13 protein-coding genes are annotated in these 17120 nt (G+C 64.4%); 7 read left to right on the top strand and 6 right to left on the bottom strand.

Annotated features, from left to right (window positions below; genetic code table 11):
• Positions 1-82 precede the first annotated feature (82 nt).
• The 4 genes from RMO51_RS11710 (at position 83) to RMO51_RS11695 (ending at position 3739) form a co-directional block, all read left to right on the top strand.
• Positions 83-856 carry an SDR family oxidoreductase gene (locus RMO51_RS11710; protein ID WP_310394828.1) on the top strand — a complete coding sequence of 258 codons (774 nt, stop codon included), beginning with the start codon at positions 83-85 and terminating at the stop codon, positions 854-856.
• A gap of 190 nt (positions 857-1046) precedes the next feature.
• Positions 1047-1892, top strand: coding sequence for an SDR family oxidoreductase (locus RMO51_RS11705; protein ID WP_310394906.1), 846 nt, complete (start codon positions 1047-1049; stop codon positions 1890-1892).
• Positions 1893-2145: 253 nt separating this feature from the next.
• The gene (locus tag RMO51_RS11700; RefSeq protein WP_310394826.1) at positions 2146-3564 is read left to right on the top strand and encodes an OFA family MFS transporter; all 1419 of its coding nucleotides are present in this window, start codon (positions 2146-2148) and stop codon (positions 3562-3564) included.
• Between the two features lie 34 nt (positions 3565-3598).
• Positions 3599-3739 carry a hypothetical protein gene (locus RMO51_RS11695; RefSeq protein WP_310394824.1) on the top strand — a complete coding sequence of 47 codons (141 nt, stop codon included), beginning with the start codon at positions 3599-3601 and terminating at the stop codon, positions 3737-3739.
• Positions 3740-4201: 462 nt separating this feature from the next.
• Here the strand turns inward: RMO51_RS11695 and RMO51_RS11690 are convergent, their stop codons facing one another.
• The gene (locus RMO51_RS11690) at positions 4202-7000 is read right to left on the bottom strand and encodes a response regulator (protein ID WP_310394823.1); all 2799 of its coding nucleotides are present in this window, start codon (positions 6998-7000) and stop codon (positions 4202-4204) included.
• A 146-nt stretch (positions 7001-7146) separates the two neighbouring features.
• Positions 7147-8733 carry an RNA polymerase factor sigma-54 gene (gene rpoN, locus RMO51_RS11685; RefSeq protein ID WP_310394822.1) on the bottom strand — a complete coding sequence of 529 codons (1587 nt, stop codon included), beginning with the start codon at positions 8731-8733 and terminating at the stop codon, positions 7147-7149.
• A 193-nt stretch (positions 8734-8926) separates the two neighbouring features.
• Here rpoN and RMO51_RS11680 point away from each other — a divergent pair, with 193 nt between their 5' ends.
• Positions 8927-9967 carry a hypothetical protein gene (locus RMO51_RS11680; protein ID WP_310394820.1) on the top strand — a complete coding sequence of 347 codons (1041 nt, stop codon included), beginning with the start codon at positions 8927-8929 and terminating at the stop codon, positions 9965-9967.
• Between the two features lie 68 nt (positions 9968-10035).
• On the top strand, positions 10036-11439 hold the full coding sequence (gene asnS, locus RMO51_RS11675) for an asparagine--tRNA ligase (RefSeq protein WP_310394904.1): 1404 nt from the start codon (positions 10036-10038) through the stop codon (positions 11437-11439).
• An 86-nt stretch (positions 11440-11525) separates the two neighbouring features.
• On the opposite strand, the gene RMO51_RS11670 is transcribed toward asnS, so the two are convergent.
• Together RMO51_RS11670 and RMO51_RS11665 are read right to left on the bottom strand one after the other, a co-directional pair.
• Positions 11526-12044, bottom strand: coding sequence for a hypothetical protein (locus tag RMO51_RS11670; protein WP_310394819.1), 519 nt, complete (start codon positions 12042-12044; stop codon positions 11526-11528).
• 119 nt (positions 12045-12163) lie between these two features.
• Positions 12164-12637 carry a hypothetical protein gene (locus RMO51_RS11665; protein ID WP_310394817.1) on the bottom strand — a complete coding sequence of 158 codons (474 nt, stop codon included), beginning with the start codon at positions 12635-12637 and terminating at the stop codon, positions 12164-12166.
• Positions 12638-13043: 406 nt separating this feature from the next.
• Between RMO51_RS11665 and uvrA the strand changes: the two genes are divergently transcribed.
• Positions 13044-15962 carry an excinuclease ABC subunit UvrA gene (uvrA, locus tag RMO51_RS11660; RefSeq protein WP_409025043.1) on the top strand — a complete coding sequence of 973 codons (2919 nt, stop codon included), beginning with the start codon at positions 13044-13046 and terminating at the stop codon, positions 15960-15962.
• A gap of 95 nt (positions 15963-16057) precedes the next feature.
• Here the strand turns inward: uvrA and RMO51_RS11655 are convergent, their stop codons facing one another.
• On the bottom strand, positions 16058-16771 hold the full coding sequence (locus tag RMO51_RS11655) for a DUF4142 domain-containing protein (protein ID WP_310394814.1): 714 nt from the start codon (positions 16769-16771) through the stop codon (positions 16058-16060).
• 224 nt (positions 16772-16995) lie between these two features.
• The coding region (locus RMO51_RS11650) for a transposase (RefSeq protein ID WP_310394902.1) at positions 16996-17120 on the bottom strand (125 nt) is incomplete at its 5' end.

Here is a 17120-nt window from a genome sequence, read left to right as displayed (position 1 = left end):
GCCCAACAAATACATCCTGAAAATGTCAGTACGGGGCCGCCGGCATATTGCCGGCGCTATCCTTCATTTTTAGGTGATTCTCATGAACAAGCTGCAAGGAAAAGTCGCCCTCGTCACGGGCGGCAACTCGGGCATTGGCCTGGCCACCGCCCAACTTTTTGCCCAGGAGGGCGCCCAGGTCATCATCACCGGCCGCGACCAGGCCACGCTGGACGAGGCCGCGCGGCTCGTCGGTCCCGGCACGCTGGCCGTGCGCAGCGACGTGAGCCAGTTGGCCGAGCTGGACCAGCTCTTCGCCCAAATCAACACCCAGTTCGGTGGCCTCGACGTGGTGTTTGCCAACGCCGGCATTTTCAAGGGCGGCGCGCTGCAAGACAGCACCGAGGCCCTCTACGCCGAAACCTTCGACATCAACGTGAAGGGCGTCTTTTTCACCATTCAAAAGGCCGAGCCGCTGCTGCGCGACGGCGCCGCGGTGGTCATCAACGCCAGCACGGTCATCCACGCGGGCATGCCCGGGGCTTCGCTCTACGCCGCGTCCAAGGCCGCCGTGCGCCAGCTGGCCCGCAACCTGAGCAACGAGCTGGCCGGCCGCAACATCCGCGTGAACGTGGTCAGCCCCGGCTACACCCGCACGCCCATCATCGGCCGCGCGGGCTACGACGACGAGCAAGTCGAAGGCTTCTACGGCCACGCGTCGGGCGAGGTGCCGCTGCGCCGCGCCGGCCGGCCCGAGGAAATTGCCAAGGCCGTGCTTTTCCTTGCTTCCGACGATTCGAGCTACGTGGTGGGCGAAGAGCTATTGGTCGATGGCGGCTACGGCACCGTCGGCGCGGCCGGCGTGGCCCGCGGCTAGCCGCCTTTGCACGGCGGCCAAACTGCTTGCGAGCCCCGGCCGTACCCTGTACCGGGGCTTTTGCGTAGAGCAAGGCCCACCTCATTCGCTGTCGATGGCTACCAAGAAACCCACCCCCTCGGCGCCCGCCAAAAAGGCCGCGCCCGCTGCGCCCAAAACCAGAGCCGAGCGCCGGCCCACCGCCAAGGACATGAAGGCCGCGGCCCAAAAGCTGCCCTACCCGGCCAAGCAAGCCGACATGCGCCTGCAGCCCGACTCGGACCTGGCCAACTACCGGGCCGCGGGCAAACTCCGCGACAAAGTCGCCCTCATCACCGGCGCCGACTCGGGCATCGGGCGGGCCGTGGCCCTGGCTTTTGCCAAGGAAGGCGCCCACGTGGCCGTGGTGTTCAACGAGAACCTGCAGGATGCCGAAGAAACCCAACGGCTGGTCGAAAAGGAGAAGCGCAAGTGCCTGCTGCTTCAGCTCGACGTGCGCGACCCCGAGCAGTGCAAGCAGGCCGTGCGCCGCACCCTGGCCGAGCTGGGTGGGCTCAATATTCTGGTGAACAACGCCGCCTACCAGCAAAGCCAGGAGAAGTTCGAGGACATCCCGGAAGCGCAAATCCGGCGCACCTTCGACACCAACATTCTGGGCTACATCTGGATGGCGCAGGCCGCCATTCCGCACTTGCAAAAAGACGACTGCATCATCAACACGGGCAGCATCGTGGGCATCACGGGCATCCCAATTCTGGTGGACTACGCGGCCAGCAAGGCCAGCATCCACGCCCTGACCAAGTCGTTGGCCCTGTATTTGGGCGAGAAGGGCATTCGGGTGAACTGCGTGGTGCCCGGCCCGGTCTGGACGCCCAACATCCCCGCCACCATGCCGCTGGCCGAAATCGAGAAGTTCGGCCACGAAGTCGCCCTCAAGCGCCCCGGCCAGCCCGAAGAACTCGCCCCCGCCTACGTGCTGCTAGCCAGCCAGGACGGCTCATTCATGACCGGCTCGCTCGTGCACGTGACCGGCGGCAAGCTCAGCAGCGACGAGTGACGCCTGCGGCTTAATGAAGAATGAAGAATGAAGAATTTAGGAGCCAATGGCCAATTCCTCATTCCTCATTCTTCATTCCCCATTGATTTCCCCAGCTATAACTGTTTAGCAAAATTTTTGAATCGCAAGTAATCAATCTGTTAAAAAGCCGGCTACCTTTCGTTCCCAACAATTCGAGGCACGTGGGCGCGGTGGCGAGCGTGCTTTGATTTTCGCCGGGTTCGACTTCTCTCACCTCAATTCCCACTCTTTCATGGCAGACACTTCCTCTTCGTGGCTCGACCGGAGCCGCACCGTGGCGGGCCCCGGCTACAACCGCTGGCTGGTGCCGCCGGCGGCCCTGGCCATTCACCTCGCCATCGGGCAGGCCTACGCGTTCAGCGTGTTCAAGAAGCCCATGGGCGCCCTCATCAGCGGCAACGTGGACAAGCCCGACGCCCTGGACTGGACGGCGGGCCAGCTCGCCGTCATCTTCACCATTGCCTTCGTGCTGCTGGGCCTTTCGGCGGCGGTGTTTGGCAAGTGGCTGGAGCGCGTGGGGCCGCGCAAGGCCATGCTGGCCTCGGCGCTCTGCTTTGGCGGCGGCTTCCTCATTGCCTCGCTGGGCGTGCATTTGCACCAGCTCTGGCTGGTGTACTTCGGCTACGGCTTCGTGGGCGGCTGCGGGCTGGGCATCGGCTACATCTCGCCGGTGAGCACGCTGATTAAGTGGTTCCCCGACCGCCCAGGCGTGGCCACGGGCATGGCCATCATGGGTTTCGGCGGCGGCGCCATGATTGGCTCGCCGCTGGCCGTGGCCCTCATGGCGCAGTTCAAGGACTTTGCCCCGATGGGCGTCGCGCCCACGTTCATCGCCATGGGCCTGATTTACCTGGCCTTCATGATGTACGGCGTGTTCAACATCCGGGTACCGGCCGAGGGCTGGAAGCCGGAAGGCTACGTGGCCCCCACGCAGTCCAGCGCCCTCATCACCACGGCCAACGTGGACGCCGACAACGCCATCAAGACGCCGCAGTTCTGGATGCTGTGGGTGGTGCTTTGCATGAACGTGACCGCCGGCATCGGCGTGCTGGAATCGGCCTCGCCGCTCATTCAGGAGTCGTTTTCGGACGCGAGCATGGGCGCGGGCCGGGGCGTAACCGCCGCGGCGGCCGCCGGCTTTGTGGGCCTGCTCAGCTTGTTCAACCTGCTGGGCCGCTTCTTCTGGTCGTCGGCTTCGGACAAGATTGGCCGCAAGCCCACGTACATGATTTACCTGGGCCTGGGCGTGGCGCTCTACGCCCTGGTGCCCTCGCTGGCGGCCAGCGCCTCGCTCACCTTGTTCGTCATCGTGTGCTGCGTGATTATGAGCATGTACGGCGGCGGCTTCGCCACCATTCCGGCCTACCTGCGCGACATGTTCGGTACCATGCAGGTGGGCGCCATTCACGGCCGCCTGCTCACGGCGTGGTCCACGGCCGGCGTGCTGGGGCCGTTGCTGGTGAACTACCTGCACGACCAGCAGAAGGCCAAGGGCCTGACCGGCGCGGCCGCTTACCAGACGGTGTTCTACACCATGGCCGGGGTGCTGGTGGTCGGCTTCGTAGCCAACCTGCTGGTGTCGGCCGTGAACTCCCGCTACCACGTGGCCACCACGCCCGCGCCCGCGCCGGTGCCCGTCGGCGCCCGCTAAGCCGCTGTCTTTCCCCTTCTAACCTGACGTTGATATGAACCCACAACCTAATTCTTCCGCCGCCACCGGACCCAACTCGGGCGGGTCGCTGGTCCTGGCCTGGCTGTTCGTGGGCATTCCCCTGGCCTGGGGCGTGTCGCAAACCTTCATCAAGGCGCTGGCCTTGTTCAAGTAAGCCGCTTTGTCGGTTGAAAACAAGGGAAGCAGCCGGCCGTGGGTCGGCTGTTTTTTTGTGGGCGCCACTGCCCGCGCCGGACGCTCGCCGCGGGTGCGCGTGCCACCCGCTACGGACCATAGCGCCTGCGGCTCGATTTCTTCACTGTCTGGTAGGCTAGGCTGCCGCCGTTATGTTCAAACGGAAGGGGGCCGCCCCTTTGCGGGGGCCGGGGCCAGCTCACGGCAACAACTAAGTTGCCAGGCAGCAGTTGTCAGCTGTTAGCCCTCTTGATAAATACCTGACGAACAACGAGCAACCGACAACTTGTTGGCTGCCGCCGTTGCGCCGGAGGTGTTCACTGCCGCACCAGGCACCAACGTGTTGCGTGAAGACTGCCCCCCTTTCTGCGGCCTTCACCAGTAGTTACTGGGCAAGGCCAGGATGGGCACGGCCGGTGCTTTCTCTTTTCGGGAGAGGGAGTCAGGGGGCGAGGTTGGCCGGCAGCAGCACCAGTAACTCATCCAAGCCGGCTGCCAGCGCCTGCGCGGCGGCTTGCCGCTCGGGTTCGGTAGTGGCTTCCGCTTCCAGGGTTTCCAGCCAGGGCGCCGCGCCCGCCGCGCCGAGCAGGCGCAGGGAGGGGCGCAGCTTGTGGGCCACGGCGGCGGCGGCGGGCCAGTCGGCGGCGGCGTGGGCGGCGCGCAGGTCGGCCACGCTGCCGGGGGTGTTGGCGTGGAAAGAGGCCAGAATGCGGTTCATGAAAATGGTGCTGCCGCGGGCCGTCTGGCGCAGCAAGGTCAGGTCGAAGCACGGCGGCGCCTCCGAAGCAAGCGGTGCAACCACCGGTTTGGCAGCGCCAACGGATACGGGGGCCGCGGGAGCCAGGGCCGCGGCGGCCGCTACCGGTGCTTTCAGCTCCACCAGGGGGCCTTGTACCCCCGCGATGAGTGAGGCCAGCTTGCTCATCAGCTCGGCTTCGTCGAAGGGCTTGGGCAGGGTGTCGTTCATGCCCGCGGCGTGGTACTTCTCGGCATCGGCCCGGAAGGCGTTGGCGGTGAGGGCCAGGATGGGCGTGCTGGCCCGCCCGGCGTCGGCGTGCGCGCGGATGCGGGCGGTGGCTTCCAGGCCGTTCATGCCGGGCATCTGGATGTCCATGAGCACGGCGTCGTAGCGGTGCCGCTCGAACAGGTCGAGGGCTTCGAGGCCGCTGGCGGCTTCGTCCACCACCACGCCGTGGCCTTCGAGCAGCAGCTGGGCCACTTCGCGGTTCACGGGGTTGTCTTCCACCAGCAGCACCCGCCGGCCGCGCACGGCGGCTTCCTGCACCGGCACCACGGGCGCCAGGGCGGCCCGTCGTTCCTCGGGGCTGGCCTTGGGCAGGGTGGTGATGAACGAGAACGAGCTGCCCCGGCCGGATTCGCTCTGCACCGTGAGGCGCCCGCCCATCTGCGTCACCAGCGCCCGGCTGATGCTCAGGCCCAGGCCGGTGCCGCCGAACTGCCGGGTGGTGTCGGCGTAGGCCTGGGTGAATTCCTGGAAGATGCTCTCCAGCTTGTCGGCCGCGATGCCGATGCCGGTGTCCGTCACCCGGAACTCGGTGGTGAGGGTGTCCTCGGTTTCGCTCACGTAGTGGCCGGCCACCGTCACGGTGCCGCCCGCCGGGGTAAACTTGATGGCGTTCGAGAGCAGGTTAATCAAAATCTGGCTCAGCCGGTACGAGTCGCCGAGCACCCACGGCAGCGGGCAGGACTCGCGCAGCCGCGTGCCCACCACCCGGATGCCCTTTTCCTGGGCCTGCAGCACCAGCGGCTCGGCCGCGTTGGCCATCGAGTCGCACAGGTTAAACGCCGCCTGGTCCAGCTCCAGCTTGCCGGAGGTGATTTTGGCCATGTCGAGCACGTCGTTCACCACGTTCAGCAAGTGGCGGCCCGAGTGCTGAATGATGGCCGTGTAGTTGCTCTGCTGCTCGTTGAGGCCGGTTTTGGCCAGCAGGCTGGTCATGCCCAGCACGCCGTTGAGGGGCGTGCGAATTTCGTGGCTCATGTTGGCCAGGAAGTGCTCGCGGGCGGTGGCGGCGGCTTCGGCCGCGTGCTGGGCGGCCTTGAGCACGGTGATGTCGGTGCGCACGCCCAGCACCTGGGCCGTGCCGTCGGCCAGCACCAGCGGGCAGCGCACCGTCTGGTACCAGCGCACCTCGCCGGTGGCCAGTTGCGCCGAGGTTTCGGTGGTCAGCTCCTGACCGGTGCGCAGCACCTCCAAGTCGGCGCGGAAGGAGCGCTTCACCTCCTCCGGTTCGAGAGCTTCTTCGATGGTGCTGGTGCTGGCCAGCTCGCTGATGCGCTGGCGCAGGGCCGCCATGCCGGCGTTCTCGAACATGGTGTTGCCCGCGGCGTCGCGCACCCAAATGAGGTTGGGGTTGAGGTCGAGCACCAGGGTGGTGAACGACTGCTGGGCCAGCACCTGGGCTTCGCTCTCGCGGGTGCGGGCCTCGGCCTGGCGCCGGATGGTGATGTCGAGGCAGTAGCCCATCATCATGCGCAGCTCGTCATCGGGCCCAAACACCGGCTGGTAGTAGCACAGCCAGTACACGGCCGGCTCGCCGTCGGAGCCGGGCCAGCGCTCCTCCCAGCTCACCATCTGCCGGGCCTTCACGGCGCGGTCGAACAGGCGGCGGCGGCGCGCGGCCAGCGACTGGGGCAGGCCCAGGTTGGCGCAGCGGTCGGCGAAGGTGTTGCCCAGGTGGGATATGCGCTTGGCCGGGTCGGGCTGGGCGTAGGGGTTGAGGTAGCGGTAGCGCTGGTCGGCGTCGAGCACCGCCACCACGGCCGGCAAGTGGGCCAGAATGGCTTCGTAAAACTCGCGCTGCTCGCGGGTTTCCTGTTCGGCTTGGCGCCGCGCCGTCACGTCGGTGAGGTACATCATGGCGTACCCTTCCTCCACCACGGGCACCGTAAAGAGCAGGAAGTGCTGGCCGTTGGCCAGCAGCTCGCGCTGGGCCACTTCGCCCGTGCGCAGGGCCTGGGTGGCGGCCTGCATCAGTTGCGGCCGCACCCGCGAGGGGCCCGTGGCCTGCAGCTCCTGCGCCAGCATTTCGGCCGCCGGGTTGGCAAACAGCAGTTCGCCGGCCGCGTTCAGGCGCAGCACGGGGTTGGGGTTGAGGTGGGGAATGCGACTGGCTATGTGCAGTTGCGTCAGCTCGGCTTCGGCGTGCTTGCGGCGGGCGCGCTCGCTCAGGTAGAGGTCCCGTAGCTCGGCGGGGTCGGTAGGAAGGGCAGTTTTCAATGAGCAGTGAGCGGTTAGCAATGAACAGTTAGCAGTGGGTAATTAACAGCAAGTTAGCGGCTGCGGCGGTTAGGTAAAATAATAAATTCTCCCATACTGGGCATCCGTGCAACTGCTCACTGTTCATTGCTCACTGTTGACTGACCTCAAAGCTCCTTGCGCAGCCGGGCCACCGGAATGTTGAGCTGCTCGCGGTACTTGGCCACCGTGCGGCGGGCAATGTTGTAGCCGCGGGCGTTGAGCATCTTTTCCAGCTTGTCGTCGCTCAGCGGCCGCTCTTTGCTCTCCTTGCCAATCAGCTCGCGCAGAATGCTTTTCACCTCGCGGCTGCTGGCGTCCTCGCCCGAGTCGGTGGCAATGCCTTCGGAGAAAAAATACTTGAGCGGATAAATGCCGAATTCCGTTTGGATGGACTTCGAGTTGGCCACCCGGCTCACCGTCGAGATGTCCATGCTGATGCGCTGGGCAATGTCCTTGAGAATCATGGGCCGGAGCTTGCCCTCGTCGCCCTCGGCAAAAAAATCGCGCTGCAGCTCCACAATGGCGTTCATGGTGCGCAGCAGCGTATTCTGCCGCTGCCGGATGGCGTCGATGAACCACTTGGCCGAGTCCAGCTTCTGCTTCACGAAGGTCACGGCCTCCTTCATCTTCTGGTCCTTCTTGGCCGCCTTGTCGTAGGTCCGAAACATCTCGGTGTAGGCCGGGCTCACGCGCAGCTCGGGGGCGTTGCGGGCGTTCAGGGTCAGGTTGAAGACGCCGTTGTCGTTGGTCAGGATGAAGTCCGGCATCAGGTACTGGGTCTTACCCAGGCCGCTGGGGCCGCTGCCGCCGGGCTTGGGGTTCAGCTTGAGGATGACGTTGATGGCCTCCTTCAGCTCGTCGTCCTCCAGGCCCAGCTTCTGCTGAATGCGCGGGTAGTGCTTCTTGCTGAACTCCTCGAACGTGTCGGTCAATATCCGCTTGGCGTTGGTGGTGGCCTCGTCCTGGGGCCGGCGCTCCAGCTGCAGCAGCAGGCACTCGGGCAGGTCGCGCGCCGCGATGCCGGGCGGGTCGAACTGCTGCACCACGCGCAGCACGGCCTCAATTTCGGGCACGCTCACTTCCAGATTCTGCGAAAACGCCAGGTCGTTGGCTATGGCCGAGAGGTCGCGCCGGATGTAGCCGTCGCCGTCAATCGAGCCGATGAGCTGCTGGCCGATGGCCTCCTGGCGCTCGTCGAGGTCGGCAAAGTGGAGCTGGTCCAGCAGCGAATCCAGGAGCGAGCCGCTGGTGTCGGCCAGGGGCGTGTCGCGCTCCTCTTCCTCGCCGGGGCCGTCGCCCTGCATCTTGTAGCCGGCTATTTCGTCGTCGTTGAGGTAGTCGCTCAGGTCGAGGTCGGTGTTGTCGGCGTTGGCCTCGGTGTCGGCGGGGCCGTCGTCCTTGGGTTGAATTTCGGGCTCGGGCATTTCGTCGGCCTGGTCCTGGGCGCCGCGGTCGTCGAAGTCCTCGTCCAGGGTGTTTTCGTCGTTGTCGAGGCTGGCGTCGGGGTCGTCCGAGTCGTCGCTCTCATCGTCGCGGTCCGGCTCCTCGGGCTCGTCGTCGGCCTCGTCCTCTTCCAGGGCCGGGTTCACCTCCATCTCCTCCTTGATGCGCGTCTCCAGCTCCGCCGTCGGAATTTGCAGCAGCTTAATAAACTGAATCTGCTGCGGGCTAAGCTTTTGGGAGAGGAGCTGTTTGAGGTCGAGGCGTTGCATAATAGCGAAATTACGGAAAGCGCGGGGCCGCGGCCGTTTTTGCTAAAATTTGGCACGAAAAGTTGAGGGCGCGCCGTCAGGCTTTCGCAACGATGAGCAAAACCGGGCGGCTCAGGGGGTGATTGGCGGGGCATCTTGTGGGGCGGCTTTACTTTTGACTGCGCGCCATTCAGCCGTTTTTTCCACTGCCGCCATGTTCACGCAAATCGAGTTGACCACTTTATTGGATTGGGCGGTGCTTCCTTCCAATAACGCCGATGAACTCTTCGACGAGCCCGAAGTAAACGACGCGTTGGCGTGGGCCAAAACATTGCCCCTGCCCGAAAAAAACGACGTGCTGACCTCGCTCAGCGCCCGCTTGCCAAGCCTTGATGCCGCCAAAGCCTCGGCCCTGCTGGTATTCGGCGGGAGCCTGGTGGAGGACGGCGCGAGCCCCGTTATTTTGCTGGCAAGCGGGCTGGAGCATCTCACGCGCCTGCGGCAACTGCAGGACGCCGGCCCGCCCCCGGCGGAAGCCGTCTGGCGCTTCACCGTCATCGGGCTCATGGCCCTGCTGTGCCGCTCGGCCCCGGGCCGGGCCTTATTCAAGCAGCAGGCCGAAACCCTGGCTTGGCTGGGGGCGAACGAAGACCTATCGGGCCATTTCGACTACCTGCTGCGACTCGCGGAAACCAGCGACGAAGAGGTGCTCTGGGTGCTGTTCCCGGACCAGGAAACCGGGTTGGAAGTTTCGGTGTCGCAAGTCAACAACACGTTTCACCTGCTGACGCTGCTGCAGCCCCTGGTGCTGGCGCAGGCCGCCGCCCTCAAGCTGAAAAAGCGCCCCGCGCTGGCTTCGGCCGAGCTGTTGCGCTTCGCACAGGGCGACCACACGGCCTCGCCCGAGGGTACCGACCGCAACCTGTGGGAGTGGCTTAATGCGCTGGCCTACGAGGGCGGCCCCCTCAACCCGGCGCAGTTCGCCGCGGGCGACGCGTCGGTGTCGTCGCAGCCCCGGGTGCGGGGCAACGTGCTGCTGCTGGCCACCGAGCGCGAAAAGTACCTGCAGCGCAGCTGGGACGCCGGCTTCCTGGCCAGCCTGCACGACGCCCACCGGCCGGCCGTGCGGCTGCGGCGGCGATTGCCCGCGGCCGAAGTGCGCGGCCTGCTCGTCGAAATGCACCCCCCGGTTGCGCCGCCCGCGCCCGCCGCGGCCCCGCCCCGCAGCCTGTGGCAGCGGCTGTGGCGCAAATAGGGGTGGGGCCTTGCGTAAAAAAGCTACCTTTGCCCGCTTAAATCCTGCTTTATATGGCCACAACCACCCTGCGTCGCACCACTGTCAAAGAACTGCTTTCGAGCCAGGAGCTCGACCGCGAAGTCCTCGTCAAAGCCTGGGTGCGCACCCGCCGCGGCAACAAGTACGTGCAGTTCATTGCCCTCAACGACGGCTCCACCATCCACACCCTGCAAGTGGTGGCGGCGGCCGAGCAGTTCCCGGAGGAAAGCCTGAAGGAAATCACGACCGGGGCCTGCGTGGCCGTGCGCGGCCAACTGGTGGCCTCGCAGGGCAAGGGCCAGGCCGTGGAAGTGCAGGCCACCGAAATCACCGTGCTGGGCACCGCCAACCCCGAAACTTACCCGATACAACGTCGAGGCAGCGATCAAAAAGGCATCTCGCTGGAGGCCCTGCGCGAAATTGCCCATCTGCGGCCCCGCACCAACACCTTCGGGGCGGTGCTGCGCGTGCGCCACGCGCTGGCCTTCGCCGTGCATCAGTACTTCAACGACCACGGCTTTTTCTATGTCCACACGCCCATCATCACCGGCTCCGACGCCGAGGGCGCGGGCCAGATGTTTCGCGTGACCACGCTGCCGCCCGAGCACCCGCCCCGCACCGCCGACGGCTCGGTGGACTTCGCGGAGGACTTTTTCGGCAAGCAAACCAACCTGACGGTTTCGGGCCAGCTCGAAGGCGAGTTGGCGGCCATGGCGCTGGGCAGCATCTACACGTTCGGCCCCACCTTCCGGGCCGAAAATTCTAACACCGCCCGCCACCTGGCCGAGTTCTGGATGATAGAGCCCGAAGTGGCTTTCAACGAGCTGGAAGACAACATGGACCTGGCCGAGGATTTCCTGCAAAGCCTCGTCAAGTACGCCCTGGCCCATTGCGCCGACGACTTGCAGTTCCTCAACGACCAGTACGACAAGGAGCTGCTGGCCCGCTTGCAATCGGTGGTCGATAATGCTTTCCAGCGCCTGACCTACACCGAGGCCGTGGAAATCCTGAAATTGGCCAAGCAAAAGTTTGAGTTTCCCGTGGACTGGGGCACCGACCTGCAGAGCGAGCACGAGCGGTACTTGGTGGAGAAGCACTTTAAGAAGCCCGTCATCCTGACCAACTACCCGAGGGAAATCAAGGCCTTCTATATGAAGCTGGACGACGACGGCCGCACCGTGCGCGCCATGGACGTGCTATTCCCCGGCATCGGCGAAATCATCGGCGGCTCGCAGCGCGAGGAGGACTACGCCAAGCTCACCACCCGCATGGCCGAGATGCACGTGCCCGCCGACGAGCTAGACTGGTACCTCGACACCCGCCGCTTCGGCACCGCGCCCCACGCCGGCTTCGGCCTGGGCTTCGAGCGCCTCGTGCTGTTCGTGACCGGCATGGCCAACATCCGCGACGTGATTCCCTTCCCGCGCTACCCGAAGAACGCGGCGTTTTAAGGCGAGAATCAGGAAGGCTTGGTGTGAAAAAAGGCAGCCCCGCACGGGGCTGCCTTTTTTGGTAACTAGGGGTGGGCGTTGGGCGACTAATCGCGCTTGTGGCCGTGGCCATGGTCGTCGTGCCGACCCTCGCGGTAGCCGGCGCGGTAAGCTTTCTTGACTTGGCCGGGGGGCGAGTGGCGGTGTACCACCACGGGCCGCACCACCACGGGGCGGGGCCGGACCACCACCACGGGCCGAGGCCGCACCACCACCACGGGGCGCGGGTAGCGCACGCGGTGCTCGCGCACGTAGGCCCACGGCTGGCGGCCCCGGTAGGTGGTGAGTACCACGGGGTGGAAGGCGTAGGGGTCGTAGCCGCTGAGTGCCACTACGGGCACCCACCGGCCCTTGCGAAATACGATGTACCGGCGGGCGTAGAGGTCGTAGTAGCCGTCGATTTCGGGGATGTAGTAGAATTGCGTGCCGGCCGGCACGGACGGGCCCCAGGCGGGCGGAGCCGTGTTGATGTTCACGTTGACCTGCGCCCGGGCCGGCGCCGCCACCGCCAGCAGCACGAAGGCGCCCAACAAGCCCGTGCACACTATTTTGAGGAGGAAATTCATTGTTTTTGGGGAAGAGAATAGAGCGTAAGCAAAGCGGCTAACCACGCGTTGGCACTGCCCGGCCGAAAAGCCAAATTTTAGAGCAACTGATTAGCCGGAAAGTTTAAGGGCCGCCGGGATTAATCTTTATCCTTGCCCTTGTTCTTGTGCTTATGACCGTGGTCATCGTCGCGGTCGTCGTCGTCGTGGCGACCGTCCCGGTAGCCGTTCTTGTACAGTTTTTTGGCCTGGCCGGGCGGCAGGCCGTGGGGGTGGCCTTTCTTCGGATACTTCACCTTGTACTCGTTGTACCGTATCCAGGGCTGGGCGCCCACGTAGTCAATCACCACGGGGCGGAAGGTGGCGGGGTTGTAGCCGCTGAGCGTGGCGGTGCGAACCCAGCGGCCGTTGCGCGACACCACGTACTGGCGGGCGGGCACGTCGTAGAAACCGTTGGTTTCGGGGATGTAGTAGTACTGCGCGCCGGCCGGCACGGCGGGGCCCCAGCTGGGCGGGCCGATGTTGATAGTGACCTGGGCCTGCGCGGCCGGCGCGGTAGCCAGCGCAAACACGCTCAGCAGCGCAAAGCACAACGAGTTGAGGAGGGATTTCATAAGCACGGACTAAAAATAAGGGGGGAAGCTCGTTCTTTGGCAAGGACAGTGCCAGTAAGCGCGGGGCAGTAGCAGATGAGCGGGGCGGTGGTTTGCGCAGTCATTTGCTTGGGCGGGCACAAACGCGGCCGGCTGGCTGTTGTGCCCCAACGCCCCGGACCGGGCAGTTGCCCGTGCAGCTGGCAAACATGCGGTTTGCATTAGCCTTCGGGCTCCCCGTTTCGTACCTTTGCGCCCTTATTCGCCGCCTTCCTGAATGGCCAAAAAATCCACCGACACCCCGGTTGCCAAAGCCCCCAACCAAAGGTCTGCGCCCGCTAAAGCCAAGGCCGCCGCGGCGAAAGACCCCGCCGAAAACCGCGCCGCTGCCGTGGCCACCGCCGAAACCGCGGCCACCGTGCGCACGATGACCGAATTGCCGGCCGCCGGCCCCACCACGGCGCACACCCACGGCCAGCTCAACGGCTACAGCCCCGCCCCGCCGCACCTCGAAGCCCCGTTCATTGAGGTGTACGGCGCCCGTGAGCACAACCTGAAGAACGTCACGGTGAAAATTCCGCGTAACCGGCTGGTGGTGTTCACGGGCATTTCGGGCTCGGGCAAGTCGAGCCTGGCCTTCGACACGATTTACGCCGAGGGGCAGCGGCGCTACATGGAGACGTTTTCGGCCTACGCCCGCAGCTTCATGGGCGGGCTGGAGCGGCCCGACGTGGACAAGATTGAGGGCCTCTCGCCGGTCATCAGCATCGAGCAGAAGACGACCTCGCGCAACCCGCGCTCCACGGTGGGCACCATCACGGAAATTTACGACTTCCTCCGCTTGCTCTACGCCCGCACGGCCGAGGCCTTCAGCTACGCTACGGGCAAGAAGATGATTCGGCAGAGCGACGACCAGATTATCAACTACATCCTGCGGCACTTCGACGGCCGCAAGCTGGTGGTGCTGGCGCCGGTGGTGAAGGGCCGCAAGGGCCACTACCGCGAAGATTTCCAGAAGATTGCCAAGCTGGGCTTCGCCAAGGTGCGCGTGGATGGCGAGCTGCTCGACCTCGTGCCCAAGATGCAGGTGGACCGCTACAAAATTCACGACATCGAAATCGTGATTGACCGGCTCGTGGTGAAGGAGGAGGACCGGTTCCGCCTCTCGGGCTCGGTGCAGAACGCGCTGGTCCACGGCAAGGGCACCATGCTGGTGCTGGACCCAGATGGAAAGGGCGAAAAGGCCAAGCCGCAGTTTTTCTCGCGCTTTCTGATGGACCCGGCCACCGGCATTGCCTACGACGACCCGGCGCCCAACACGTTCAGCTTCAACTCACCCTACGGTGCCTGCCCGACGTGCAACGGCTTGGGCGAGGTCCAGGAAATCACGGAAGACAGCGTGCTGCCCGACCGCAAGCTGAGCATCGCGCGCGGCGGCATCGCGCCGCTGGGCGACTACCGCGACATCTGGATTTTTCAGCAGCTGCAGCTCATCCTCAAAAAGCACAAGGCCACGCTCAACACGCCGCTCGACAAGCTGCCCGCCGAGCTGCTCAAGCGCCTGCTCCACGGCATCACGGAGGATGAGGCTGACGACAACAAAAGCGCCTATTCTGAGCCGTTCGAGGGCATCATTCCCTTCCTGCGCCGGCAGATGGATTCCGAGTCGGACAACATCCGCGAGTGGATTGCGCAGTACGCCCAGGCCCAGCCCTGTCCCGAGTGCCAGGGCTACCGCCTCAAGAAGGAGAGCCTGCACTTTAAGATGGACGGCAAGAACATCGGTGAGCTGTCGGTGATGGATTTGAACGAGCTGGCCGGTTGGTTTGAAGGGCTGGAAAGCCGCCTGACGGAGCGCCAGAACGTCATTGCCCGCGAGCTGCTTAAGGAAATCCGCAAGCGCATTGGCTTCCTGCTCGAAGTGGGGCTCGACTACCTGAACCTGCACCGCCCGGTGCGCACGCTGAGCGGCGGCGAAAGCCAGCGCATCCGCCTCGCCACCCAGATTGGTACCCAGCTCGTGGGCGTGCTCTATATCATGGACGAGCCCAGCATTGGCCTGCACCAGCGCGACAACGAGCGGCTCATCAAGGCCCTGCAGCACCTGCGCGACATCGGCAACTCCGTCATTGTGGTGGAGCACGACAAGGACATGATTCTGCACGCCGACCACGTGCTCGACATTGGGCCGGGCGCGGGCATTCACGGCGGCCACATCGTGGCCTCGGGTACGCCGCAGGAGATTCTCAGCTCCGGCTCGCTCACCTCGCAGTACTTGAGCGGGCAGAAGCACATCGAGATGCGCAAGAAGAAGCGCAAGGGCGAGGGCGCCGAGCTGGTGCTGAAAGGGGCCACCGGCAACAACCTCAAAAACGTGACCCTGCGCGTGCCGCTGGGCAAGCTGGTGGCCGTGACCGGGGTGAGCGGGTCGGGCAAGTCCACGCTCATCCACGACACGCTGTACCCGATTTTGAACCAGCACTTTTTCAACGCCAAGAAGGAGCCGCTGGCCTACGCCAGCCTGGACGGGCTGGACTTGGTGGACAAGGTGATTGAGGTGGACCAGTCGCCGATTGGCCGCACGCCGCGCTCGAACCCGGCCACATACACCGGCGTGTTCACCGAAATCAGGCAACTGTTTGGGGAGATGGCGGAGGCCAAAATCCGCGGCTACGGCCCCGGCCGGTTCTCGTTCAACGTGAAGGGCGGGCGCTGCGAAACCTGCGAGGGCGCCGGCATCCGCACCATCGAGATGAATTTCCTGCCCGATGTGCACGTGCCCTGCGAAACCTGCAAGGGCCGCCGCTACAACCGCGAAACGCTGGAAGTCCGGTTCAAAGGCAAGTCCATCACCGACATCCTGGACATGACCGTGGAAAAAGCCGTGGAGTTCTTCGAGTTTCAGCCCCGCATCCTGCGCAAAATCAAGACCCTCAATGAGGTGGGCCTGGGCTACCTCACGCTGGGCCAGCAGGCCACCACCCTCAGCGGCGGCGAGGCCCAGCGCGTGAAGCTGGCCACCGAGCTGAGCAAAAAGGACACCGGCAAAACCTTCTACATCCTCGACGAGCCCACCACCGGCCTGCATTTCGAGGACATCAGCCACCTCGCCGACGTGCTCCAGAAACTGGCTGACAAGGGCAATACCGTCCTCATCATCGAGCACAACCTCGACCTGATAAAAGTAGCCGACCACGTCATCGACATCGGCCCCGAGGGCGGCGGCGGCGGCGGCACCATCGTGGCCCAGGGCACGCCCGAGCAGGTGGCCAAGTCCGGCAAAGGCCACACCGCCCGCTTCCTGGCCGAGGAGCTGAAAGTGAGCAAGTACGCGGCGGTTTCTTGAGCGAGTTTTACTACCAAGGCCATAAGAAAAAGCCCCGGCTACCAACGTAGCCGGGGCCTTTTGCAAATAAATCAGCCAAAGCGTACGCCGCTTAGCTACAGCTTCATATTGCCGTCCATCCTGGCCATGCTCAAGTGCTGCTCCACTACGGGCACCGTTTTGCCGATGAAGGCTTTCACGTCAGCGTCCTGCGTCATTTTCTCGTGGGCGCGCATGGTGTTGGCGGTTTTCTGGTGGTCGACCTCCATCTGGGTGATGTACTTGGCTTCGAAGTCTTTGCCCGAGAGCTTTTCCATGGCCGGGACCATGGCCTTGTGCTCGGCGTCCATGTCGGTGGGCAGGGTCACGCCTTTTTTGCCCGCGATTACCTTCAGGTCGGCCGTTGATTTGGTGTGGTCGGCAATCATCTTGTCGGCCATTTCTTTGGCCATGCCGGTCACGCCCCTGGCCAGCGCCATTTTGCTCTGCTGAATTTCGTTCTGGTCGCTGTGGGCGGCCGTTTTCAGGAACTCGTTGTCGTCCTTGTGCGGGGCGGTGGGGCCGTTGGGGTCGCCCATGGGGGCCTCGCTGCCGCCCATGGCGCCGTTGCCGCTCGCGCCCTTGGCCGAGCCCGCGTTCTGGGCTTGGTTGTCGGGGTCTTCAGACCCGGCCGGCATGGTGGCCGACGCGGTGTCGCCGCCGGTGGCCGAGTCGGTCATGCTGTTGTCGCTGGCGTTGCCGCCCGCGGCCGAAGTAGACTTGTTAGCGTCGCCGCAGGAAGCCAGGGCGAGCAGGCCGGTAGCCAAGAGAGGAAGGAAGGAACGTTTCATAAAATGGAAAGAGGGGGGTGGAAAGGAATCGGTGAGCACGGGGCAACGGCCACCATTGCTGGCCCGCAGCCCCCTTGCAGTACGGACGTATTGGGGGTAGATGTTACAGTCTGTCGCGACTTAAATCATTGAATGATAAGCTGAACCATTAATTTTTTGTGCAAAGTGTGGAAAACGCTGGCGGCGTCTTATTCGCAAAAGCTTACGCTAGGTTGTACGGACAATTAGCGAAGCCAAAGCAAGGCCGAGACAAAATGAAGCATTCCCAAAAAGCTGCTGGCCGTCTTGTCGTAGCGCGTAGCCAAGCGTCGAAATTGCTTGAGGCGGCTGAAAAACCGCTCGACTTTGT

Source organism: Hymenobacter sp., assembly GCF_031398885.1.
Classification (GTDB): domain Bacteria; phylum Bacteroidota; class Bacteroidia; order Cytophagales; family Hymenobacteraceae; genus Hymenobacter.
The sequence above is the reverse complement of the archived record's forward strand: the minus strand, read 5'-3'. Positions and strand labels throughout refer to the sequence as shown.

What these genes read in the sequence shown, in the direction of transcription:
- uvrA (WP_409025043.1), top strand. Translation starts at nt 13,044, where the DNA reads ATGACCGAATTGCCGGCCGCCGGCCCCACCACGGCGCACACCCACGGC.
- rpoN (WP_310394822.1), bottom strand. Translation starts at nt 8,733, where the DNA reads ATGCAACGCCTCGACCTCAAACAGCTCCTCTCCCAAAAGCTTAGCCCG.
- RMO51_RS11695 (WP_310394824.1), top strand. Translation starts at nt 3,599, where the DNA reads ATGAACCCACAACCTAATTCTTCCGCCGCCACCGGACCCAACTCGGGC.
- RMO51_RS11705 (WP_310394906.1), top strand. Translation starts at nt 1,047, where the DNA reads ATGAAGGCCGCGGCCCAAAAGCTGCCCTACCCGGCCAAGCAAGCCGAC.
- RMO51_RS11655 (WP_310394814.1), bottom strand. Translation starts at nt 16,771, where the DNA reads ATGAAACGTTCCTTCCTTCCTCTCTTGGCTACCGGCCTGCTCGCCCTG.
- RMO51_RS11700 (WP_310394826.1), top strand. Translation starts at nt 2,146, where the DNA reads ATGGCAGACACTTCCTCTTCGTGGCTCGACCGGAGCCGCACCGTGGCG.
- RMO51_RS11670 (WP_310394819.1), bottom strand. Translation starts at nt 12,044, where the DNA reads ATGAATTTCCTCCTCAAAATAGTGTGCACGGGCTTGTTGGGCGCCTTC.
- RMO51_RS11665 (WP_310394817.1), bottom strand. Translation starts at nt 12,637, where the DNA reads ATGAAATCCCTCCTCAACTCGTTGTGCTTTGCGCTGCTGAGCGTGTTT.
- RMO51_RS11710 (WP_310394828.1), top strand. Translation starts at nt 83, where the DNA reads ATGAACAAGCTGCAAGGAAAAGTCGCCCTCGTCACGGGCGGCAACTCG.
- RMO51_RS11680 (WP_310394820.1), top strand. Translation starts at nt 8,927, where the DNA reads ATGTTCACGCAAATCGAGTTGACCACTTTATTGGATTGGGCGGTGCTT.